At 59.2% G+C, this 16867-nt stretch carries 18 protein-coding genes; 12 read left to right on the plus strand and 6 right to left on the minus strand.

The window, feature by feature from the left end; genetic code table 11:
- Nucleotides 1-94: 94 nt before the first annotated feature.
- Nucleotides 95-988: a sensor histidine kinase gene (locus J3P95_RS16895; RefSeq protein ID WP_434581186.1), complete on the plus strand. Its 894-nt coding sequence runs from the start codon at nt 95-97 to the stop codon at nt 986-988.
- Nucleotides 985-1644 (plus strand): response regulator, encoded by a 660-nt coding sequence (locus J3P95_RS16900; RefSeq protein WP_434557902.1) that lies wholly within the window; start codon nt 985-987, stop codon nt 1642-1644. The genes J3P95_RS16895 and J3P95_RS16900 overlap by 4 nt, the downstream gene beginning before the upstream one ends.
- Here the strand turns inward: J3P95_RS16900 and yegS are convergent.
- Nucleotides 1628-2545 (minus strand): lipid kinase YegS, encoded by a 918-nt coding sequence (gene yegS, locus J3P95_RS16905; protein ID WP_434580407.1) that lies wholly within the window; start codon nt 2543-2545, stop codon nt 1628-1630. The two genes, J3P95_RS16900 and yegS, sit on opposite strands and share 17 nt — an antisense overlap.
- Before the next feature lie 345 nt (nt 2546-2890).
- Between yegS and J3P95_RS16910 the strand changes: the two genes are divergently transcribed.
- The gene (locus J3P95_RS16910) at nt 2891-3199 is read left to right on the plus strand and encodes a hypothetical protein (protein WP_434563863.1); all 309 of its coding nucleotides are present in this window, start codon (nt 2891-2893) and stop codon (nt 3197-3199) included.
- A gap of 55 nt (nt 3200-3254) precedes the next feature.
- On the opposite strand, the gene J3P95_RS16915 is transcribed toward J3P95_RS16910, so the two are convergent.
- Complete coding sequence (locus tag J3P95_RS16915; protein WP_434581185.1) at nt 3255-4442, minus strand: molybdopterin molybdotransferase MoeA; 1188 nt, start codon at nt 4440-4442, stop codon at nt 3255-3257.
- Between the two features lie 22 nt (nt 4443-4464).
- A complete protein-coding gene (moaB, locus tag J3P95_RS16920; RefSeq protein ID WP_434580405.1) occupies nt 4465-5004 on the minus strand; it encodes a molybdenum cofactor biosynthesis protein B in 540 nt (179 codons plus the stop codon).
- A gap of 78 nt (nt 5005-5082) precedes the next feature.
- Here moaB and mobA point away from each other — a divergent pair, with 78 nt between their 5' ends.
- Together mobA and J3P95_RS16930 are read left to right on the plus strand one after the other, a co-directional pair.
- Nucleotides 5083-5685 (plus strand): molybdenum cofactor guanylyltransferase MobA, encoded by a 603-nt coding sequence (gene mobA / locus J3P95_RS16925; protein ID WP_434580403.1) that lies wholly within the window; start codon nt 5083-5085, stop codon nt 5683-5685.
- A 75-nt stretch (nt 5686-5760) separates the two neighbouring features.
- Nucleotides 5761-5982 carry a YgdI/YgdR family lipoprotein gene (locus tag J3P95_RS16930; protein WP_039588986.1) on the plus strand — a complete coding sequence of 74 codons (222 nt, stop codon included), beginning with the start codon at nt 5761-5763 and terminating at the stop codon, nt 5980-5982.
- Nucleotides 5983-6058: 76 nt separating this feature from the next.
- On the opposite strand, the gene J3P95_RS16935 is transcribed toward J3P95_RS16930, so the two are convergent.
- The 3 genes from J3P95_RS16935 to J3P95_RS16945 all read right to left on the minus strand — a co-directional run bounded on the left by J3P95_RS16935 (nt 6059) and on the right by J3P95_RS16945 (nt 7672).
- Nucleotides 6059-6949 (minus strand): pseudouridine synthase, encoded by an 891-nt coding sequence (locus J3P95_RS16935; RefSeq protein WP_434580401.1) that lies wholly within the window; start codon nt 6947-6949, stop codon nt 6059-6061.
- Between the two features lie 71 nt (nt 6950-7020).
- Entirely contained in the window at nt 7021-7341 is a 321-nt protein-coding gene (locus J3P95_RS16940) for a transcriptional regulator (RefSeq protein ID WP_434563867.1), read from the minus strand.
- A gap of 91 nt (nt 7342-7432) precedes the next feature.
- Nucleotides 7433-7672 carry a glutaredoxin family protein gene (locus J3P95_RS16945; RefSeq protein WP_434557907.1) on the minus strand — a complete coding sequence of 80 codons (240 nt, stop codon included), beginning with the start codon at nt 7670-7672 and terminating at the stop codon, nt 7433-7435.
- A 188-nt stretch (nt 7673-7860) separates the two neighbouring features.
- On the opposite strand from J3P95_RS16945, the gene J3P95_RS16950 reads away from it, so the two are divergent.
- The 7 genes from J3P95_RS16950 to J3P95_RS16980 all read left to right on the plus strand — a co-directional run bounded on the left by J3P95_RS16950 (nt 7861) and on the right by J3P95_RS16980 (nt 16830).
- Nucleotides 7861-9573 (plus strand): cation:proton antiporter, encoded by a 1713-nt coding sequence (locus J3P95_RS16950; protein WP_434557908.1) that lies wholly within the window; start codon nt 7861-7863, stop codon nt 9571-9573.
- Between the two features lie 191 nt (nt 9574-9764).
- Nucleotides 9765-10079, plus strand: a complete 315-nt coding sequence (locus tag J3P95_RS16955; protein ID WP_186609922.1) for a DUF883 family protein — start codon at nt 9765-9767, stop codon at nt 10077-10079.
- A gap of 2 nt (nt 10080-10081) precedes the next feature.
- Nucleotides 10082-10471 carry a phage holin family protein gene (locus J3P95_RS16960; protein WP_186609945.1) on the plus strand — a complete coding sequence of 130 codons (390 nt, stop codon included), beginning with the start codon at nt 10082-10084 and terminating at the stop codon, nt 10469-10471.
- Complete coding sequence (locus J3P95_RS16965) at nt 10468-10803, plus strand: hypothetical protein (protein WP_186609923.1); 336 nt, start codon at nt 10468-10470, stop codon at nt 10801-10803. Before J3P95_RS16960 ends, J3P95_RS16965 begins: the two co-directional genes overlap by 4 nt.
- A 136-nt stretch (nt 10804-10939) precedes the next feature.
- Nucleotides 10940-12268 carry a deoxyguanosinetriphosphate triphosphohydrolase gene (locus tag J3P95_RS16970; protein WP_434557909.1) on the plus strand — a complete coding sequence of 443 codons (1329 nt, stop codon included), beginning with the start codon at nt 10940-10942 and terminating at the stop codon, nt 12266-12268.
- 303 nt (nt 12269-12571) lie between these two features.
- Nucleotides 12572-13198 carry a response regulator gene (locus J3P95_RS16975; RefSeq protein WP_434557910.1) on the plus strand — a complete coding sequence of 209 codons (627 nt, stop codon included), beginning with the start codon at nt 12572-12574 and terminating at the stop codon, nt 13196-13198.
- An 11-nt stretch (nt 13199-13209) separates the two neighbouring features.
- Nucleotides 13210-16830, plus strand: coding sequence for a transporter substrate-binding domain-containing protein (locus tag J3P95_RS16980; RefSeq protein ID WP_434580398.1), 3621 nt, complete (start codon nt 13210-13212; stop codon nt 16828-16830).
- The last annotated feature ends 37 nt before the right edge of the window (nt 16831-16867 follow it).

Below are 16867 nucleotides of genomic sequence, written 5' to 3' on the forward strand. Positions count from 1 at the left end.
GAAGCCGTCCCCGACCTGAAACGTTTACCCGACCCGGCCCGTCAGATGCGCTGACCGGCCTGCCCGCAGCGAACATCCATTGGCTCCATCCGCTATGTACGCCAGCTTCAAGTCACTTATATCCTGGCCACCCTCCCGAGAAAACGCCCGCCGGTTCACGTTGCTGCTGTGCATCTGCTCGACCCTCGGCTGCCTGCTGGCCTACCTGACGGCCGTTACCGTACCGCTGAGCTTGCTGGCGTTGAATGTAGCGGCCCTTGCCTGTGTCTGGATCCGGTATCGACTGTCGCGAAAGTCCATCAAGTTCCAACCGCAGGAACTGGCGGATCGGCTGCTCGAAGTCCAGGAAAACGAGCGCCATCGACTCAGCCGGGAACTGCACGACGATATTGGGCAATTACTGACCGCGGCAAAGCTGCAAAGCGAATGGCTCAAACGCCGCATGCCGGACGATTTGCAAAGCCAATGTTCCGTGCTCTGCGAGACGCTGGACGAAACCCTGAATAAAGTGCGGGACGTGTCGGCCATCCTCAACCCGAGACAGCTGACCAGCCTGGGACTCGAAGCCAGCCTGCGCGCGCACCTGCTCAAGACCCTGGCCAATACACCGGTGAAATGGAGCCTGGACTGTCAGCAGCGCATGGCCGGCATACCGGAAGAAATGACGGTCGCCGCCTTTCGCATCACCCAGGAAGCGGTCACCAATATCCTGCGCCATGCCCAGGCGACGAATCTCCTGGTACGCCTGCAACGCCTGCCCGAAGGCCTGACGTTGTTGATCAGTGATGACGGCCGGGGATTCGTCCCGGCCACCCATCCCGCCCGCGAAGGGCAACGCGGCATGGCCGGCATGGCGGAGCGGGTCGAACAACTGGGCGGCACCCTCAAGGTTACCAGCGAGGCCGGAAAAGGCACGCATATCGAAGCTCGCATTCCCTGGGCGCCTCGCACCCTGGAACGGGCCAGCAAGAATAAGGTTCTCCATTGACTTGTAATTTGCTTTTGGTAGATGACCACTCGCTGATCCGGGCCGGTGTGCGCGCCCTGGTCCTGGATCTGCCTGGCTACGCCGTCGTCGGCGAAGCCAACGACGGCGCACAGCTATTGGAACTGGTGGAGCGGCTCGATCCGGATATCGTGCTGCTGGATATTTCGATGAAAGACACCAGCGGCCTCCAAGCCTTGCAGCAGCTCAAGCAAGCGCGTCCCCACAGCAAGGTGTTGATCCTGTCCATGCACACCGATCCCGCACTGATCATGCAGGCGCTGGAATCCGGAGCCCATGGTTATCTGCTCAAAGACACCACTGCCACCGAGCTGGAACACGCCCTGGATGCACTGCGCAATAATGAGCGCTACCTTAGCCCGGCCATTGCCCACACCGTGATCAACCAAGCATTGACCCGTGTCCAAAAACACCAACCCGATCCAGCCCAGACCCATAACCTGACCGCTCGCCAGTTGGAGATCCTGCGGCTGATCGTTCGCGGCAAATCCACCCGGGAAATCGCCAACGGCCTGAGCCTGAGCATCAAGACCGTAGAAACCCACCGAGCCCAGATCATGAAGCGCCTGCAAATCCATGATGTCGCGGGGTTGGTGCTATTTGCAGTACGCGAGCAGATTATCAGCCTGGACGACTGAGCAGGCCCGAAGACCCCAATAGAGGCGAATCCGCTGGCAAGTGCACGCGCAACGCCTTGGGCCGCACAGTGAAACGCAGATCATTGACCTCCAAGGGTTCGCCATCCAGATTGATATCCAGGCCTTGGGCTACCTTGATTTCCACCCATGGCAAGCGCGCCCGTACGAACATGTTGTCGATACCCAGGCCGCCGGACAGCAGATCCTTGAGTGTACTGACTACTTCCTGCGGTGCAGGCAGGATGCTTATATCGAGCAACCCATCGTCGGCCAGCGCCTCAGGGCACAGCACATGCCCTCCTCCGGCCTGCCGAGCATTGCCTATACCCAGCGCCAACAGATCACCACGCCAATGAAAACCGGGGCCCTGCAGCTCGCCATAGGCAGCACTCAGCTCACTGAATCTTGAAAGGCCGGTAAACAGGTAAGCGGCACCGCCAAGGACCTTTTTAAGGTCCTCGGAAGTATTCGCAGTGACCTGGCTGCCGAAACCACCGGTGGCCATGTTGAGGAAAATCCGTCCACCGACCTCACCCAGATCAACCGCCCGGGGCGCAACGTCGAGTAGATCCAGGGCCTGCTCCGGGTCCAACGGAATCCCCGCCGCCCGAGAAAAGTCATTGGCAGTGCCCAGCGGCAACAACACCAGGCTGGCTCCACCAGCCTGCAGGGCGATGGCCTCGGCGATGTCGCGCAAGGTTCCGTCGCCCCCACCTGCGATCAGTTGCGTGTAACCGGCGTCCAGTGCTTCCTCGACACATCGCTGGGCATCGCCGGCTTCCCAAGTCAGCCGAACCGCCAGATCCCAGCCTTGTTTGCGCTTTAGCGTCACTGCCGCGCGAACCTCTTCGTTGAGCGCCTGCTTGCCGTGCAGGATCAATAGCGCCTTGCCTTTGCTCATCGTTGTCTCCGTCATTGGAAAGGTTCAGGAATGAGACCGCCCGCGCAGCCGAAAAAGCCCGGACTCGCTCAATCTTTTAAAAAAAACACACGACTTGCCTTTCGCTGTCACAAAAGACCGGACGGCCTCACTCAGAGATTTCCTTATTCAAGGAATTTTCTTACAAGTCTTGGCGAATCAGTTCAATTGACCCTCTTGTCATATTGAGACACCTTGGCATCAGCTTACGTTGAAACGGTAAATCGATCATTTAGAAGGATGTGTTGCCCATGGACGGATATGCCACGGCCCGTAGAGGTCCGCTTGATCGCTGGAAAAATCATGTTTGCCGGGGAGAAACGCCCCATGCATAGCCATGAATACAAGGTATCGCCCCGGCAGTTCGTACCCTTCGGGGGTGAACGAGCCGATGGGCAAGACGAAGGAAAAAGCTGCAGTAAGCCTACTGGAGGAACTGATTTGGAACCGCGCTTCGTTGAACTGGAAACCCACCTCAAGTACATCCGCAGGGACATGGATGAAATCCGTACCGACGTCAAGGCGGTTCGACACCGACTTGCCTATCTGGCCGGTGCGGCGGCGGTGGTGATCGGATTGCTGGGCTGGGTCGCGAACAACCGATTCGACCAACTGGTGACGTTACTGTCGCGCTAAGGATTACAAGTAGAGGCCCGAGTACCTACTCGGGCCTGAACATGTTGAATCAGAGCTAACCCAAGACTTCGCTCAAGGGAATAAAGCTCACTTCATCGCCCTCCACCAGCGTTCGCTCTTCGAGGACCTCGACCAGCCCGTCGGCCCAGGCTGCGCTTCGCAAGACGCCCGAACTCTGGTTGCGGTAAATAACTGCGCGGCCATTTTCAATACGCCCTCGCAAGTACTCTCTCCGACTGCCCGCCTTCGGCCAGACGAAACCGGCGGGCACCTTGAACTTGAGCGGTTCCACAGACTGAACGCCCTGGCGTCTCAGTAGATATGGCCGAGCCAACAGTGCAAAAGTCACCAGCGTAGAAGCGGGATTTCCGGGCAGACCTATTACCGGCACGCCACGGAAATGTCCGACTGTCAGCGGTTTTCCAGGCTTGATGGCGAGCTTCCAAAGCGTCAGCTCACCCTCTTCACGTAACGCGATGCCCAGAAAGTCGGCCTCACCCACCGAGACCCCACCCGTGGAAAGGATCAGGTCGACATCTGCCAGCCCGGCCAGGCACCGGCGGGTAGCGGACAAATCGTCAGGCAGGATGCCCGCATCCACGACCTCGCAACCCAGACGCTGCAGCCACCCACAAAGCAACACACGGTTGCTGTTGTAGATCTGCCCCGGCCCCAGGGGCTGGCCAGGTTCCACCAGTTCATCGCCCGTGGACAGGACTGCAACGCGCACTTTGCGCACCACCTCCAGCGATGCACAACCCAGGGATGCCGCGAGTCCCAGCTCGATCGGACCCAGGCGAGTACCGGTGCACAGAACCTGTTCGCCGACGGTTGTTTCCTGCCCTTGGGGACGGATATTTTGCCCGCTCGCCAGCGGCTGGGTGAACCGTACCCGCTGGTCATCTTCGACCACGACGTTTTCCTGCATCTCGACGCAATCGGCGCCGACCGGAACGGGCGCCCCCGTAAAGATTCGTGCGCAGGTTCCCGCGGCCAAGGGCTCTGGAGCCTGCCCGGCGAAAATCCGCTGACTGACCACCAGCGCCTCGCCATGCCAGTCGGCCAGGCGCAAGGCGTAGCCGTCCATGGCGCTGTTGGGCCAAGGCGGCAGATCGAGCGTCGCCACCAGGTTCTCGGCCAGCACCCGGCCCTCCGCCTGCGCCAGGGGCACCCGCTCGCGCTGGATGATCGGTGAAGACGCCGCCATCTCAAGCAACCGCTCCAACGCGACCTCGACCGCCATCAAGGCGCCAGTCTTGCCCGGTTTACCCACGGGATTCACAAGGCGCCGCCTGTTTCAAATGGGCCACGAAGTTACACGGCCGATGCCGCGCATCCAATTGCTCCGCCAGGATCCCGTCCCATCCGGTGCGCACCGCATTGGTTGAACCCGGCAGGCAACACACCAGCGTACCGTTGGCCAGGCCGGCCAGGGCTCGCGATTGCACCGTTGAGGTGCCAATGTCCGCCACGGATATCTGCCGGAACAATTCGCCGAACCCGTCGACCTGTTTGTCCAACAGGCACGCAACGGCCTCGGGTGTACTGTCACGACCGGTGAAGCCGGTACCACCAGTGATCAGCACCACCTGTACGACCTCGTCGGCAATCCAGGTAGCGACTTGCGCGCGGATCTTGTACAGATCATCTTTTAGCAACACCCGCGCAGCGAGGTTGTGCCCTGCCTCCGCGAGCCGGTCGACAAAGACCTGCCCCGATGTGTCGGTTTCCAGGGTACGGCTATCACTGACAGTCAGTACCGCGATATTGAGCGGCACGAAAGGTACATCAGCCTTGGCTTTCATAGGCTCTTCCAGTTGTAGAGGAAACAGCCTGGTGTTATATCACAGCGCCTGATTTTTTCGCCCGTGCGGAGACACGCGATGACCTCGAACAATCCCCTGCCTTCCTGTTCCGTCCTGCTCCTGGCAGGCGGGCGCGGGCAAAGGATGGGCGGGCAAGACAAAGGTTTGCTGCAATGGCATGGAGAACCGTTGATTGCCCACCTGCATCGGCATACCCGGGCCTTGAGCGATGACCTGATCATCTCCTGCAACCGCAACCCGGAACGTTACGCCCTGTACGCAGACCAGCTGGTTCATGACGAGGAAGGGGATTTTCCCGGCCCATTGGCAGGCATCCGTGCGGGCCTCAGGGTGGCGCGGCATCCTTATCTGCTGGTCCTGCCGTGCGACGTACCGCAGATTGATGCAAGCCTGCTCGACAGCATGCGCGAGACGGCAAGCCAACACCCCGACAAGCCGTTGATGGTGCGTCATGGCGAACATTGGGAGCCGCTGCTGTGCGTCATCCCGGTCGCCCTGGCAGCAGCGTTTGAACAGGCGTGGCACGAAGGCGAACGCAGCCCTGGCCGCATCATGCGCACGCTACATGCCATGGCCTTGCAGTGCCCCGCCAATGATCCCCGGCTGGCTAATCTCAATACACCGGAGCTCCTCGCCCATCACGCAGGCGTGTCAGATTGACACTAGCCAGGAACTTGCTCGCGATGTATACGTCTGAAGGTCAGTCACTTGAAGAATTCATTTCGGAGAAACACCATGACTCAACGGACCCTCGCTACTTTCATGCTCGCGCTGGGCCTCGCCACTCTCGCCGGGTGCGCATCGCCAACAGTGATCACCTTGAATGACGGTCGCGAAATCCAGGCCGTCGACACGCCACATTACGATGAAGACAGTGGCTTCTACGAATTCGAGCAACTGGATGGCAAGCAGACTCGCGTGAACAAGGATCAGGTTCGTACCGTTAAAGACCTGTAATCTTTGACGTCGCAGCCAGATGAGGAAAAGCCCGCATTATTGCGGGCTTTTTATTGCCTGTCCTAAAGCGGCGCCATTACCAACGCAGCGTTATCGCGCTTTCAAAGGAGCGCACCACGCCCGTGATCGGATCGATGAAACGCAACCCCCGCGCCAGTAACTTGAGCGGATTGGAATAATCATCCTCGGCATCTCGAACCACGTCGGGGTAGAAGGGATCGTTGCAGATGCCCGCCCCCAACGCGTTCATATGAACCCGTAACTGATGTTTCTTGCCGGTGACCGGATACAGGCCGTAGCGCCACAGGTCGCCATTCCTTTCAAGCACTTCAATGGCCGTTTCGGTATTGGGCTCGCCCGGTCCTTCTTGCATTCGAAAGAACGGCTCCCCGTTGATCATCCGGCTCTTGTGCACGCGCGGAAAAACCAATCCAGGCAATGCGGGGGCAATGGCTTGGTAGTGTTTTTCGATCCGTCGCGTCGGAAACAACGATTGATACGCTGAACGAGTCAGCGGATTGGCTGAAAACAGCACCAGTCCGGCCGTGTGGCGATCGATGCGGTGCAAGGGCACTAGATGGGGATTGTCCAGCCGACGAATCAGTCGCCGCAACAACGTCTGTTCAACGTATTCCCCCGCTGGGGTGACAGGCAGGAAATGCGGCTTGTCGGCCACCACCAGGTGCTCGTCGACATGGAGAATCGACTCCACTACCGGGATCGGCTTTTCGTCGGGGACTTCCCGAAAGTAATGGATGCGCAGACCTTCACGGTATGGCAAGTCGGCACGAATCGACCTGCCCTCCTCGTCCAATACTCGTCCCCGGGCGATCCGATCCAGCCATTGCTCGCGGCTGATCGCGCTGAAATGCTCGCAGAGACAATCGAGCACTGTCTGCCAGGCGCCGGGCGGCAAATACAGCGTGCTCGCCTGATGGTGAGCCGCGGAAAACGATGAACCAGACATTAAGGACTCTTTAACCTTTACGGGGCCGACATTATCCGATAGTCACGCAAACCAGCCCAGCAATGATTGGCTCAGGCGCGGATTGGCGTCGGTCTCGCTGCTGCTTCGGTGAACTCTTTCAACCAGCGCAGCACGTCGACCGCCTCCCAGCGCCCCGGGTCGTACAGCGCATACAACAACCCCTGGTAACCCACCACATCGAGCTGCTTGTGATAACCGGCGCGCTGGAACAATGCTTCGATCTCGGCGAAACAGGTGTTGAAGTGCAGTTTATTGAAGGGCGTCTTCCCTTCGGTCACCAGACCATCCAGGCGCAACTCCAGGACCGCCTCACGCACAACGTCCGCGGACATCCTGTTCACGCTGTTTTTCAATTGCTCGACATTGACCAAGGCACGCACTCCGGATAGCTGTATAGGCATACAGTAACCGAAGAATAGCATTTCGCCAATGATGGCGTGTGGGCTCAGGCGATGGAAGGTATCAACCGAGAAAGGCGGCAACGCAATCGGGATCATCGAAGGGCCAATCCAACTCAGCCCCCGTATCGACTCTGCGTAATACCGGAATGCGCAAACCATAGGTCTCGGCCAAGGCCTCGCTTTCGGCGATATCCACGAGTTCCACCAACAGGCCATGTTCGACGAAGGGCATCAGCACGCCCTCGGCAACTTCACACAAATGGCATCCCAGGGTGCCGAACAACTGGCATTCAGGCGGCATGGCAGGTAGGCCCAAAAAAGATAGATGGCCATTCTAGGCCTGCCTTGGGAAGCCGTCGAGGCGGGTGCCGCGATTCAGAATGTTTCGGTAAAGCGCTGATGCAAATCATTGAGCACCAAAGTATTTTCGGCGATGCTCGGTTCATTTCTCCTCTACGCTGAGTGTCAGAACCTGAAACGGAGTATCCCTTGTTTGCCAACCTGCTGATCATCCTCGCCTCGTCCCTGGTGGTCATTGCCCTGTTCAGGCGGCTGCGCCTGCCACCTGTGCTTGGCTATCTCTGTGTCGGGTTGGCCGTCGGTCCCACCGCGCTGGACTGGGTGAACGACAGCGAAGAACTGCCGGACCTTGCCGAACTTGGCGTGGTCTTCCTGCTGTTCTCGCTGGGCCTGGAATTCTCGCTCTCGAAGATGCTCGAATTGCGCCGGGTGGTGTTCGGCCTCGGCAGCTTGCAGGTGGTGATTTCGGGAGCGCTGCTGGGCGCCCTGCTGGTGGGCTGCGGCGCTCCGGCGATGGCGGCACTGTTGCTCGGCGCCGGGCTGGCCTTGTCCTCCACCGCCATCGTCAGCAAGGAGCTGACCAGCCTGGGGGAGATTTTCACCAGTCACGGCCAGAACGCCATCGGCGTGCTGCTGTTCCAGGACGTCGTCGCGGTATTGCTCCTGACCCTGGTGCCGGTGTTTGCCGGGAGCAGCGAGCACGCCTGGTATTGGGCGCTGCCCCTGACGCTGGGCAAGACGCTGGTGCTGTTCGGCGGCTTGCTGTTGGCCAGCCGCTTGCTGCTGCCGCGACTGTTCCACGAAGTAGCGGCGTCCCGGTCCGCCGAGCTTTTTGTGTTGCTGGCCCTGGTGATCGTGCTGCTGACCGCATGGCTTACCCACCTGCTTGGCCTGTCACCGGCGCTCGGGGCATTCCTCGCCGGCATGTTGCTCGGCGAAAGCCACTATCGGCATCAGATCGAGGCCGATATACGGCCGTTCCGCGATATCCTGCTGGGACTGTTCTTCGTCAGCATCGGCATGCTGATCGACTTGCAACTGTTCGTCGACGATGGCCTGCTGATCCTGGGACTGACGCTGGGATTGATGATCATCAAGGGCAGCGTGGTCGCCGCGCTGGTGAAGTGGCGCGGCAGCGATGGCGAAACCGCCTGGCGCAGCGGCTTGGCCCTGGCCCAGGGCGGCGAATTCTGTTTCGCCCTCATGGCATTGATGCAACAGAACCGCCTCATGCCCGCCGACATCGGCGGGCTGTTATTGGCCGCCACGTTCTGCTCGATGCTGCTGACGCCACTGTTGCTGCGCGCCGCGCCAGCCATAGCCGCCCGGCTCCATCGCAAGCCCAACGAAGAAGCGCAGCTGGACCAGATCAGCGAGCTCAACGCAGGCTTGTCGGGTCATGTAGTCATTTGCGGGTATGGGCGCGTAGGACAGTCGATCGGGCGCTTTCTACGCCGCGAGGGGCTGGGGTTCGTTGCCCTGGATGACGACCCGGTCATCATCCGTGAAGCCTCGGTCGGCGAGAAATGCGTGCACTATGGCGACTCACGCCGGGCAGACCTGCTCGCCGCCGTCGGGCTGGGTCGCGCAAGATTGCTGGTCATCGCGGTAGACAAGACGGACATTGCAATGTCCGTACTCAAGGAGGCCCGGCGGGTCAATCAGCAGGTGCCGATCCTGGTGCGTACCCGCGACGACAGCCAACTGGCCGAGTTGCAGGCTGCCGGGGCCACCGAAGTAGTCCCGGAGTTACTGGAGTCGAGCCTGATGCTGGCGTCTCACGCGCTGATCATGCTTGGGCTGCCGGAGCAGCGGGTCCGGCATCATGTGGATCAAGTCCGTCACGAGCGCTATGGCCTGCTGCACGGTTTTTATCCGGGCAACCAGGACAAGGAACCGTAGCGCAATGTTCAGTCCTGGATTATTTGAGTTAAGGTTTCCAGAGGCTTTCGCCCAGCTTCAGCGCACTGGCGCAGGTGGATGCACCAGTACATCGCAAACTCCAGAGCAAAAGATGTACTACTCAGTTTCACTGAACCTTCCGGCAAGGCTCATACTCGAACGCTTCAGACGTCACTTACGGAGATGCACCCATGGCCAGAACCCAGGCAAAGACTGCTCAAGAAACCCTGATGGAAGACTTCCAGACGCTGGTCCAGGACACTGAACGATTGCTCGATCACACCGCGACCTTGGCGGGCGATCAGGCTGACGAATTGCGCAGCCAGATCCATGAAACCCTGTTGCGCGCCCGCGACACCCTCAAGTTGACTGAAGACTCTGTGCGTGAGCGCGGCCAGGCGGCGGTGATCGCCACCGAAGAGTACGTACAAGCCAATCCTTGGCAATCGGTCGGCATCGCGGCGGGCGTGGGCTTCTTGATCGGACTGCTGGCGACTCGGCGCTGATGATGGGCATCGACGAATCCGGCTCGCCCGAATCGGGCACGAGACCCACAGCGCGTCGCCTGGGCGCGGCATTCCTCGGGTTGCTGCACAGCCATGTCGAATTGTTCGGCATTGAACTGCAGGAACAGAAGGCGCGTACCGTCAGCCTGTTGTTGTTTGCAGGTCTTGCGCTGGTTTTTGGTTTGCTGCTGTTGGTTGGGCTGTCGGCGCTGGTGCTGATCCTGGTATGGGACACCTATCGCCTGGCGGGGATTATCGGCCTGTGCCTGTTCTATCTGTTGGCGGCGTTGTTCTGTGGGCTTCGACTCAAGGCAGCGATCTACGATGAGTCCTCCCCTTTCCATGCCACCCTGGAAGAATTGGCCAACGATCGGGAGCGCCTGTTGCCATGAGTCTGCCTGACATTCCCCAAGCCCGTACCCGACAGGAAATGCGCAAGGCGCTGGTGCGCCTGCGCATGGAAATGCATCGCCAGGAAATTCGCCAGGAAACGCGCCAACTGCTGCATCCGCTGCAACGGGTACGCGGCTTCACGAAAAGTTGGCACGAGGGCTTCGGCCTCAAGCACGCGTCCCTTTGGGGCGTAGCCGCGGTTTCCTTGCTCGGTTTCCTTGGAGGCAAACGAACCCGAAGCGGGCGCTCTGGCGGCTTGTCGCGCCTGGTCCGACTGGCAACAGCAGTGCTTCCGCTGATCAAGCTGGCCAAGAGCGCGCGCAAACCCTGACACCTTCAAGCCCGGGAAAACCCGATTCGGTGGTGGACGCAACACCTGGGCACAACTGATCGAGGCTCTGGGGCCTTGCGGGACACCGCTCGAACCGGGAAGCTAAGGCATCGACTCATCAAACGGAGCACCGGCCTTGGATTGGCACACCCTGCTGACTCGCGAACGCTTGGGAAAACCGCTGCATAGCCCGGAAGAGCTGGGCCGCAGCCCATTTCACAAAGACCACGACCGCATCATCTTCTCCGGAGCCTTCCGGCGCCTTGGGCGCAAGACGCAAGTGCACCCGGTGTCCAGCAACGACCATATCCACACACGCTTGACCCATTCGCTGGAAGTCAGTTGCGTCGGACGATCACTGGGCATGCGTGTCGGGGAAACCATCCGCAACGCCCTGCCCGACTGGTGCGAGCCAAGTGACTTGGGCATGGTGGTCCAATCGGCTTGCCTGGCCCATGACATCGGTAACCCGCCGTTCGGCCATTCTGGCGAGGACGCGATCCGCTACTGGTTTCAACAAGCGGCGGGACGCGGTTGGCTTGACGCCATGAGCGATGCCGAGCGCAACGATTTCCTTAATTTCGAAGGCAATGCCCAGGGGTTCCGGGTACTCACACAGCTCGAATACCATCAGTTCGACGGTGGCACACGGCTGACCTACGCGACCCTGGGTACCTACTTGAAATACCCCTGGACCGCTCGTCACGCCGACTCCCTGGGCTACAAGAAACACAAGTTCGGCTGTTACCAGAGCGAGCTGCCGCTGCTGGAGCAAATCGCCCATAAGCTCGGCCTGCCGCAACTCGAGGACCAGCGCTGGGCAAGGCATCCGCTGGTCTACCTGATGGAAGCGGCCGATGACATCTGCTACGCGTTGATTGACCTGGAGGATGGTGTCGAGATGGACCTGCTGGAATACCCGCAGGTGGAATCGCTACTCCTGGACCTGGTCGGAGACGACTTGCCGGAAACTTATCGTCAGCTCGGCCCGCAGGATTCGCGGCGAAGAAAACTGGCGATCCTGCGTGGCAAGGCCATCGAACACCTCACCAACGCCGCCGCCCGGGCATTCGTCGAGCAACAGGACGCCTTGCTGGCGGGCACGCTGCAGGGCGACCTGGTGGAGCACATGCACGGACCCGCCAAGCGCTGCGTATTGAATGCCAAGGACATGGCCCGCAAGAAGATATTCCAGGACAAGCGAAAAACCCTGAATGAAATCGGCGCCTACACCACGCTGGAGATCTTGCTCAATGGATTCTGCGGAGCTGCCCTGGAACAACACGGCGGCCGTACCCCTTCGTTCAAGAACCGTCGCATCCTCGACCTTCTAGGCAATAACGCACCCGATCCTGACGGCTCGCTGCACAGTGCATTCCTGCGGATGATCGATTTTATCGCCGGCATGACCGACAGCTATGCCAGCGAAATGGCCCAGGAAATGACCGGTCGCACGCGTCAGTGAGGCAACTTCGTCCAGCAACCGCCTCCTGAGCGAACGGGAGCCGGTTGCTGGCCTGCGCCTGTCAACAATGACGATAGTCGTTTATTAACTACCTGATTAATTATTAGAACTAACCCCCTCAAGCTGAACATAAAACACCCCCCTCACGCCAATTGCCTACCAACCCACTAAATACATCGTGGTACCTCGCCTCTTTTTTTGTAGGAAACTTCTGAAATTGATGATGCATGCCTGTCTCCTCGCGCGACTTGACCTTAACTGGGCTAAGGTGCGCGCTTTATTAAGCTCGTAGGGGACTTATTCATGAACTCCGTTTTCATAGTTGACGATCATCCGGTCATCCGCCTCGCCGTTCGAATGCTCCTTGAGCACGAAGGCTATAAAGTCGTAGGGGAAACCGACAATGGCGTCGACGCGATGCAAATGGTGCGTGAGTGCATGCCGGACCTGGTCATCCTGGACATCAGCATCCCCAAACTTGACGGACTGGAAATACTGTCTCGCTTCAATGCCATGGGCACGCCGCTCAAGACGCTGGTGCTGACAGCACAATCCCCGACACTTTTCGGTATTCGATGCATGCAGTCCGGCGCATCCGGTTATGTTTGCAAACAAGAAGACCTCAGTGAACTTGTCAGCGCAATCAAAGCCGTACTGTCCGGTTACAACTACTTTCCCAGTCAAGCGCTCACCCCCGTACGTGACGATGACCCGCGCAGTGTCGAGCTGGATCTTTTCAAAAGCGTCAACGACCGAGAGTTGATGGTGTTGCAACTTTTTGCCCAAGGCCGCACCAACAAGGAAATAGCCAAAGGCATGTTCCTAAGTAATAAAACGGTCAGCACCTATAAAAAACGGCTCATGCAGAAACTCAAAGTGAAGTCGCTGGTGGATTTGATCGAAATGGCAAAGCGCAACGCACTGGTGTGAGAAATAACAGGATGCTCAAATGCATAAGCAAGTACCTGCTGCTATTAAGTTCAGGGCTTTATGCGGTGTTTCTCGTGGCTGCGCCGAATGTGCCTGAGCACTATGCCCTGCTGAGCCGTGCGAGCGTCGATCATATCGAGATCAAGCTTGATGATACCCACCGTGCCTGGTTGCAAAGTCGTCAGGAACTGGTCCTGGGGACCTCTGCGCCGGACTATCCGCCCTTCGACCTTTCCGGCAGCGGTCGCGATTACGAAGGCATGACCGCCGATTATGCCGGGGTCATCGCCAAGGCCAGCGGCCTGCCCATGAGAGTCCTGCGCTTCGATTCCCGCGAAGCAGCCATTACCGCGCTCAAGACCGGGCAAATAGACCTGCTCGGCACCGCCAACGGCTTCGAAGCCCAAGATCCGGGCGTCGTTCTATCGGCTCCCTATGCCGTGGATCAACCTGTCCTGGTCACCCGGACGAATGAAAACCGCCCCCTGACCGATGATCTGGACGGGCTGCGGCTGAGCATGGTCTATCACTATCTGCCGCCCCGTGAGATCGAAAAGCTGTACCCCAAGGCACTTATTACCACGTACCCCTCCTACCAGAACGCTATCAACGCCGTTGCCTTCGGCCAAGCCGATGTGTTTCTCGGCGATACCATTTCCACCCACTACATGATCAGCAAGGGTTACTTGAGCAACATCCGCATGGCCAGCTTCGGCAAACATGAATCCCACGGATTCGGTTTCGCGGTGCGACGCAACGAGACCCGGTTGCTGGAAGTCGTCAACGCTACGTTGAACCAGATCTCCATCGCCGAGCAAGCGGCTATCGCCAAGCGTTGGAGTGCCGGCAGCGACCTGTACCTCACAGAGCACAAGATACAACTGACCGACCGGGAAGAGCGCTGGCTGGCACGGCATCCGGTGGTTCGAGTGGCGGTGAACGAAACCGCGGCCCCGTTCACTTTCTTTGATTCGGACGGCGATTTTCGCGGAATCAGTGCCGACCTGCTGGAGCTGATCCGGTTGCGTACCGGCATGCGCCTGGACGTCCAACGCCACCAGAACGACAACGACATGATTGCCGCGGTCCTGGAAGGTCACGCCGACGTGATTGCGGCACTTTTACCCAGCAGCGAACGGCAACAGCAGATGAAGTTAAGCCGCCCTTACCTCGATAGCTCATTCGTTCTGCTGACCCGTAAACACTCCGATACACCCACCACCCTCGACCAGTTCGGGGACAAAAGCCTGGCAATCGCCAAAAGCAATCCGATCATAGAATTTCTACGCAACCAGTACCCGAGCATCAAAATAATCGAAACCGTCGGTTCCTTGCACGCCGCTGAAATGATCGCCCAAGGCCAGGCCGACGGTGGTGTGAACTCGCTGGTCATGGCCAACTACTTCATCTCGTCCCACTCGCTCAAAGACAAGTTGCAAATCAGCAGCACCGTAGGGACTCAGCAGGCAATGTTCTCGCTGGCCACCGCAAGAACCGCCACGGAGCTGAGCTCCATCCTCGACAAGGCCTTGACCAGCATCGATCCCGACGAACTGGGCGTGATCAACAACCGCTGGCGCGGCTACGTCTCGGCCTCGGAACACACATGGCGCACCTATAACCGGGTGTTTTTCCAAATCGTCGCCGGCGTCGGCCTGCTACTGCTGCTTTCGCTGGCATGGAATGCCTACATGCAGCGACAGATCAGGCAACGCCAGCGGGCAGAACTGGCGCTCAATGACCAACTTGAGTTCATGCACGCCCTGCTCAACGGCACACCCCATCCGATCTATGTGCGAGACCGCGATGGCGTGCTGCAAAGCTGCAACGACAGTTACTTGGAAACGTTCAACGCGAAGCGTGAGGAGGTCATTGGCAAGAACATCATGCCCGGTGCCATGAGCAATGCTTTCGAAGCCCGGGAATACCAGGCGGACTATCAACGCGTCATGGCTGAAGGCACCGCGCTGATCACTGACCGGCCACTGCACATTGGCAACAGGAAACTGACGATCTATCACTGGATCCTTCCGTACCGTAACTCTGCGGCACAGGTGCAGGGGATAATCGGCGGCTGGATTGATATCAGCGAGCGGCGTCAGCTCGTCGAGCAACTGCGCGCCGCGAAAGAACAGGCCGACGACGCCAACCGGGCCAAGAGCACTTTCCTGGCGACCATGAGCCATGAAATCCGTACGCCCATGAACGCAGTGATCGGCATGCTCGAACTGGCCCTGAAACACGCCGACAAGGGTCACATTGACCGCTCGGCGATTGAGGTCGCGTACGAGTCGGCGTCCGGCATGTTGGAGCTGATAGGCGATATCCTCGACATCGCCCGTATCGAAACAGGCCATCTTAGCCTGGCGCCCGAACGGGTTGACCTGAAGGCCCTGGTGCAATCGGTCATGCGGGTTTTCGACGGGCTGGCCCGGCAAAAGAACATTGGATTGTCCTTGCAATTCGAGCCTGCTGGAATCAACCCGGACGTGCGAATGGACCCATTGCGCTTCAAGCAGGTGCTTTCGAACCTGATCAGCAATGCCTTGAAATTTACCGAGCAAGGCGAAGTGAAGGTCAGCGTGAAGCTGTCCCAGGCCGCCCGGGACAAGACGCTGCAATTGCAGATGGAAGTCAGTGACAGCGGCATCGGTATCAGTCCGGCAGACCTCGGACGTCTGTTCGAGCCATTTGCCCAAGCCGATAACGGCAGCCGGATGGCCCGCAAGGGGGCGGGGCTTGGCCTGGTAATCAGTCGTCACCTGTGCGAGGCCATGGGCGGCGAATTGCAAATGAACAGCCAGCCGGGCCTTGGAACCCAGGTGCGGATTTCCTTGCCGCTCACTATCCTGCCGAAGGCAGAAGCCAGCGTTCCTGTTACGCCTGTGACTGAAACAGCGACGTGCACGCTGAACGTCCTGGTCGTGGACGACCATCCGGCCAATCGTCTGCTGATGTCCCAGCAGCTGAATTATCTCGGTCATCCCCACCATGTCAGCCACGACGGCGAGCAAGGTCTAAAGGCCTGGCTTGACGGAGATTTCGACCTGATCATCGCCGACTGCAACATGCCCATCATGAGCGGCTACGAACTGGCCCGGGCGGTTCGCCGACACGAGGCCGAGCAGCAACAGCCGCCCTGCACCATCCTGGGATTCACCGCCAACGCGCAGCCCGAGGAAAAACAACGATGCAAGGATGCCGGCATGGACGACTGCCTGTTCAAGCCGATCAGTCTGAGCGCACTCAATCAATGGATGAACGCCATCAAACCCATCAATGCTTCCCGGGCTTTCAATTTGCAAAGCCTGCACACGCTGACCGGCGGCGACCCGGTGTCCACCCACCGCTTGCTCGCAGAACTGCTCAGCAGCAACCGCGCTGACCGCCAGGAACTGCTTGACGTCGCCCGCGGCGCAAACCGGCAGGCGATTACCGAGACGGCGCACAAGATAAAAGGTGTCGCCCGCATCGTGCAGGCCACTGCGCTGATTCAACTGTGCGAGGCGTTGGAACAGGCCTGCCATCAAGCACAGTCCCCCGAACGAATCGATGGCTGCGTCAACGCACTGAGCCAGGCGATGATTGAACTGGGGCGCAGCCTGGAAACAGCGATCGTCAAGGCAAAATAATCCAGTGTTTACTATGCTGTTCGCTCAGCAGTGCGTA

The sequence above is a fragment of the Pseudomonas sp. Z5-35 genome (genome assembly GCF_051131945.1).
In the GTDB taxonomy this organism is placed as follows: Bacteria; Pseudomonadota; Gammaproteobacteria; order Pseudomonadales; family Pseudomonadaceae; genus Aquipseudomonas; species Aquipseudomonas marvdashtae.

Excerpts from the sequence above, each read along its gene's own strand:
- J3P95_RS16895 (WP_434581186.1), top strand. The coding sequence starts at position 95 with ATGTACGCCAGCTTCAAGTCACTTATATCCTGGCCACCCTCCCGAGAA.
- yegS (WP_434580407.1), bottom strand. The coding sequence starts at position 2,545 with ATGAGCAAAGGCAAGGCGCTATTGATCCTGCACGGCAAGCAGGCGCTC.
- J3P95_RS16910 (WP_434563863.1), top strand. The coding sequence starts at position 2,891 with ATGCATAGCCATGAATACAAGGTATCGCCCCGGCAGTTCGTACCCTTC.
- J3P95_RS16915 (WP_434581185.1), bottom strand. The coding sequence starts at position 4,442 with ATGGCGGTCGAGGTCGCGTTGGAGCGGTTGCTTGAGATGGCGGCGTCT.
- moaB (WP_434580405.1), bottom strand. The coding sequence starts at position 5,004 with ATGAAAGCCAAGGCTGATGTACCTTTCGTGCCGCTCAATATCGCGGTA.
- mobA (WP_434580403.1), top strand. The coding sequence starts at position 5,083 with ATGACCTCGAACAATCCCCTGCCTTCCTGTTCCGTCCTGCTCCTGGCA.
- J3P95_RS16930 (WP_039588986.1), top strand. The coding sequence starts at position 5,761 with ATGACTCAACGGACCCTCGCTACTTTCATGCTCGCGCTGGGCCTCGCC.
- J3P95_RS16935 (WP_434580401.1), bottom strand. The coding sequence starts at position 6,949 with ATGTCTGGTTCATCGTTTTCCGCGGCTCACCATCAGGCGAGCACGCTG.
- J3P95_RS16945 (WP_434557907.1), bottom strand. The coding sequence starts at position 7,672 with ATGCCGCCTGAATGCCAGTTGTTCGGCACCCTGGGATGCCATTTGTGT.
- J3P95_RS16955 (WP_186609922.1), top strand. The coding sequence starts at position 9,765 with ATGGCCAGAACCCAGGCAAAGACTGCTCAAGAAACCCTGATGGAAGAC.
- J3P95_RS16960 (WP_186609945.1), top strand. The coding sequence starts at position 10,082 with ATGGGCATCGACGAATCCGGCTCGCCCGAATCGGGCACGAGACCCACA.
- J3P95_RS16965 (WP_186609923.1), top strand. The coding sequence starts at position 10,468 with ATGAGTCTGCCTGACATTCCCCAAGCCCGTACCCGACAGGAAATGCGC.
- J3P95_RS16975 (WP_434557910.1), top strand. The coding sequence starts at position 12,572 with ATGAACTCCGTTTTCATAGTTGACGATCATCCGGTCATCCGCCTCGCC.
- J3P95_RS16980 (WP_434580398.1), top strand. The coding sequence starts at position 13,210 with ATGCTCAAATGCATAAGCAAGTACCTGCTGCTATTAAGTTCAGGGCTT.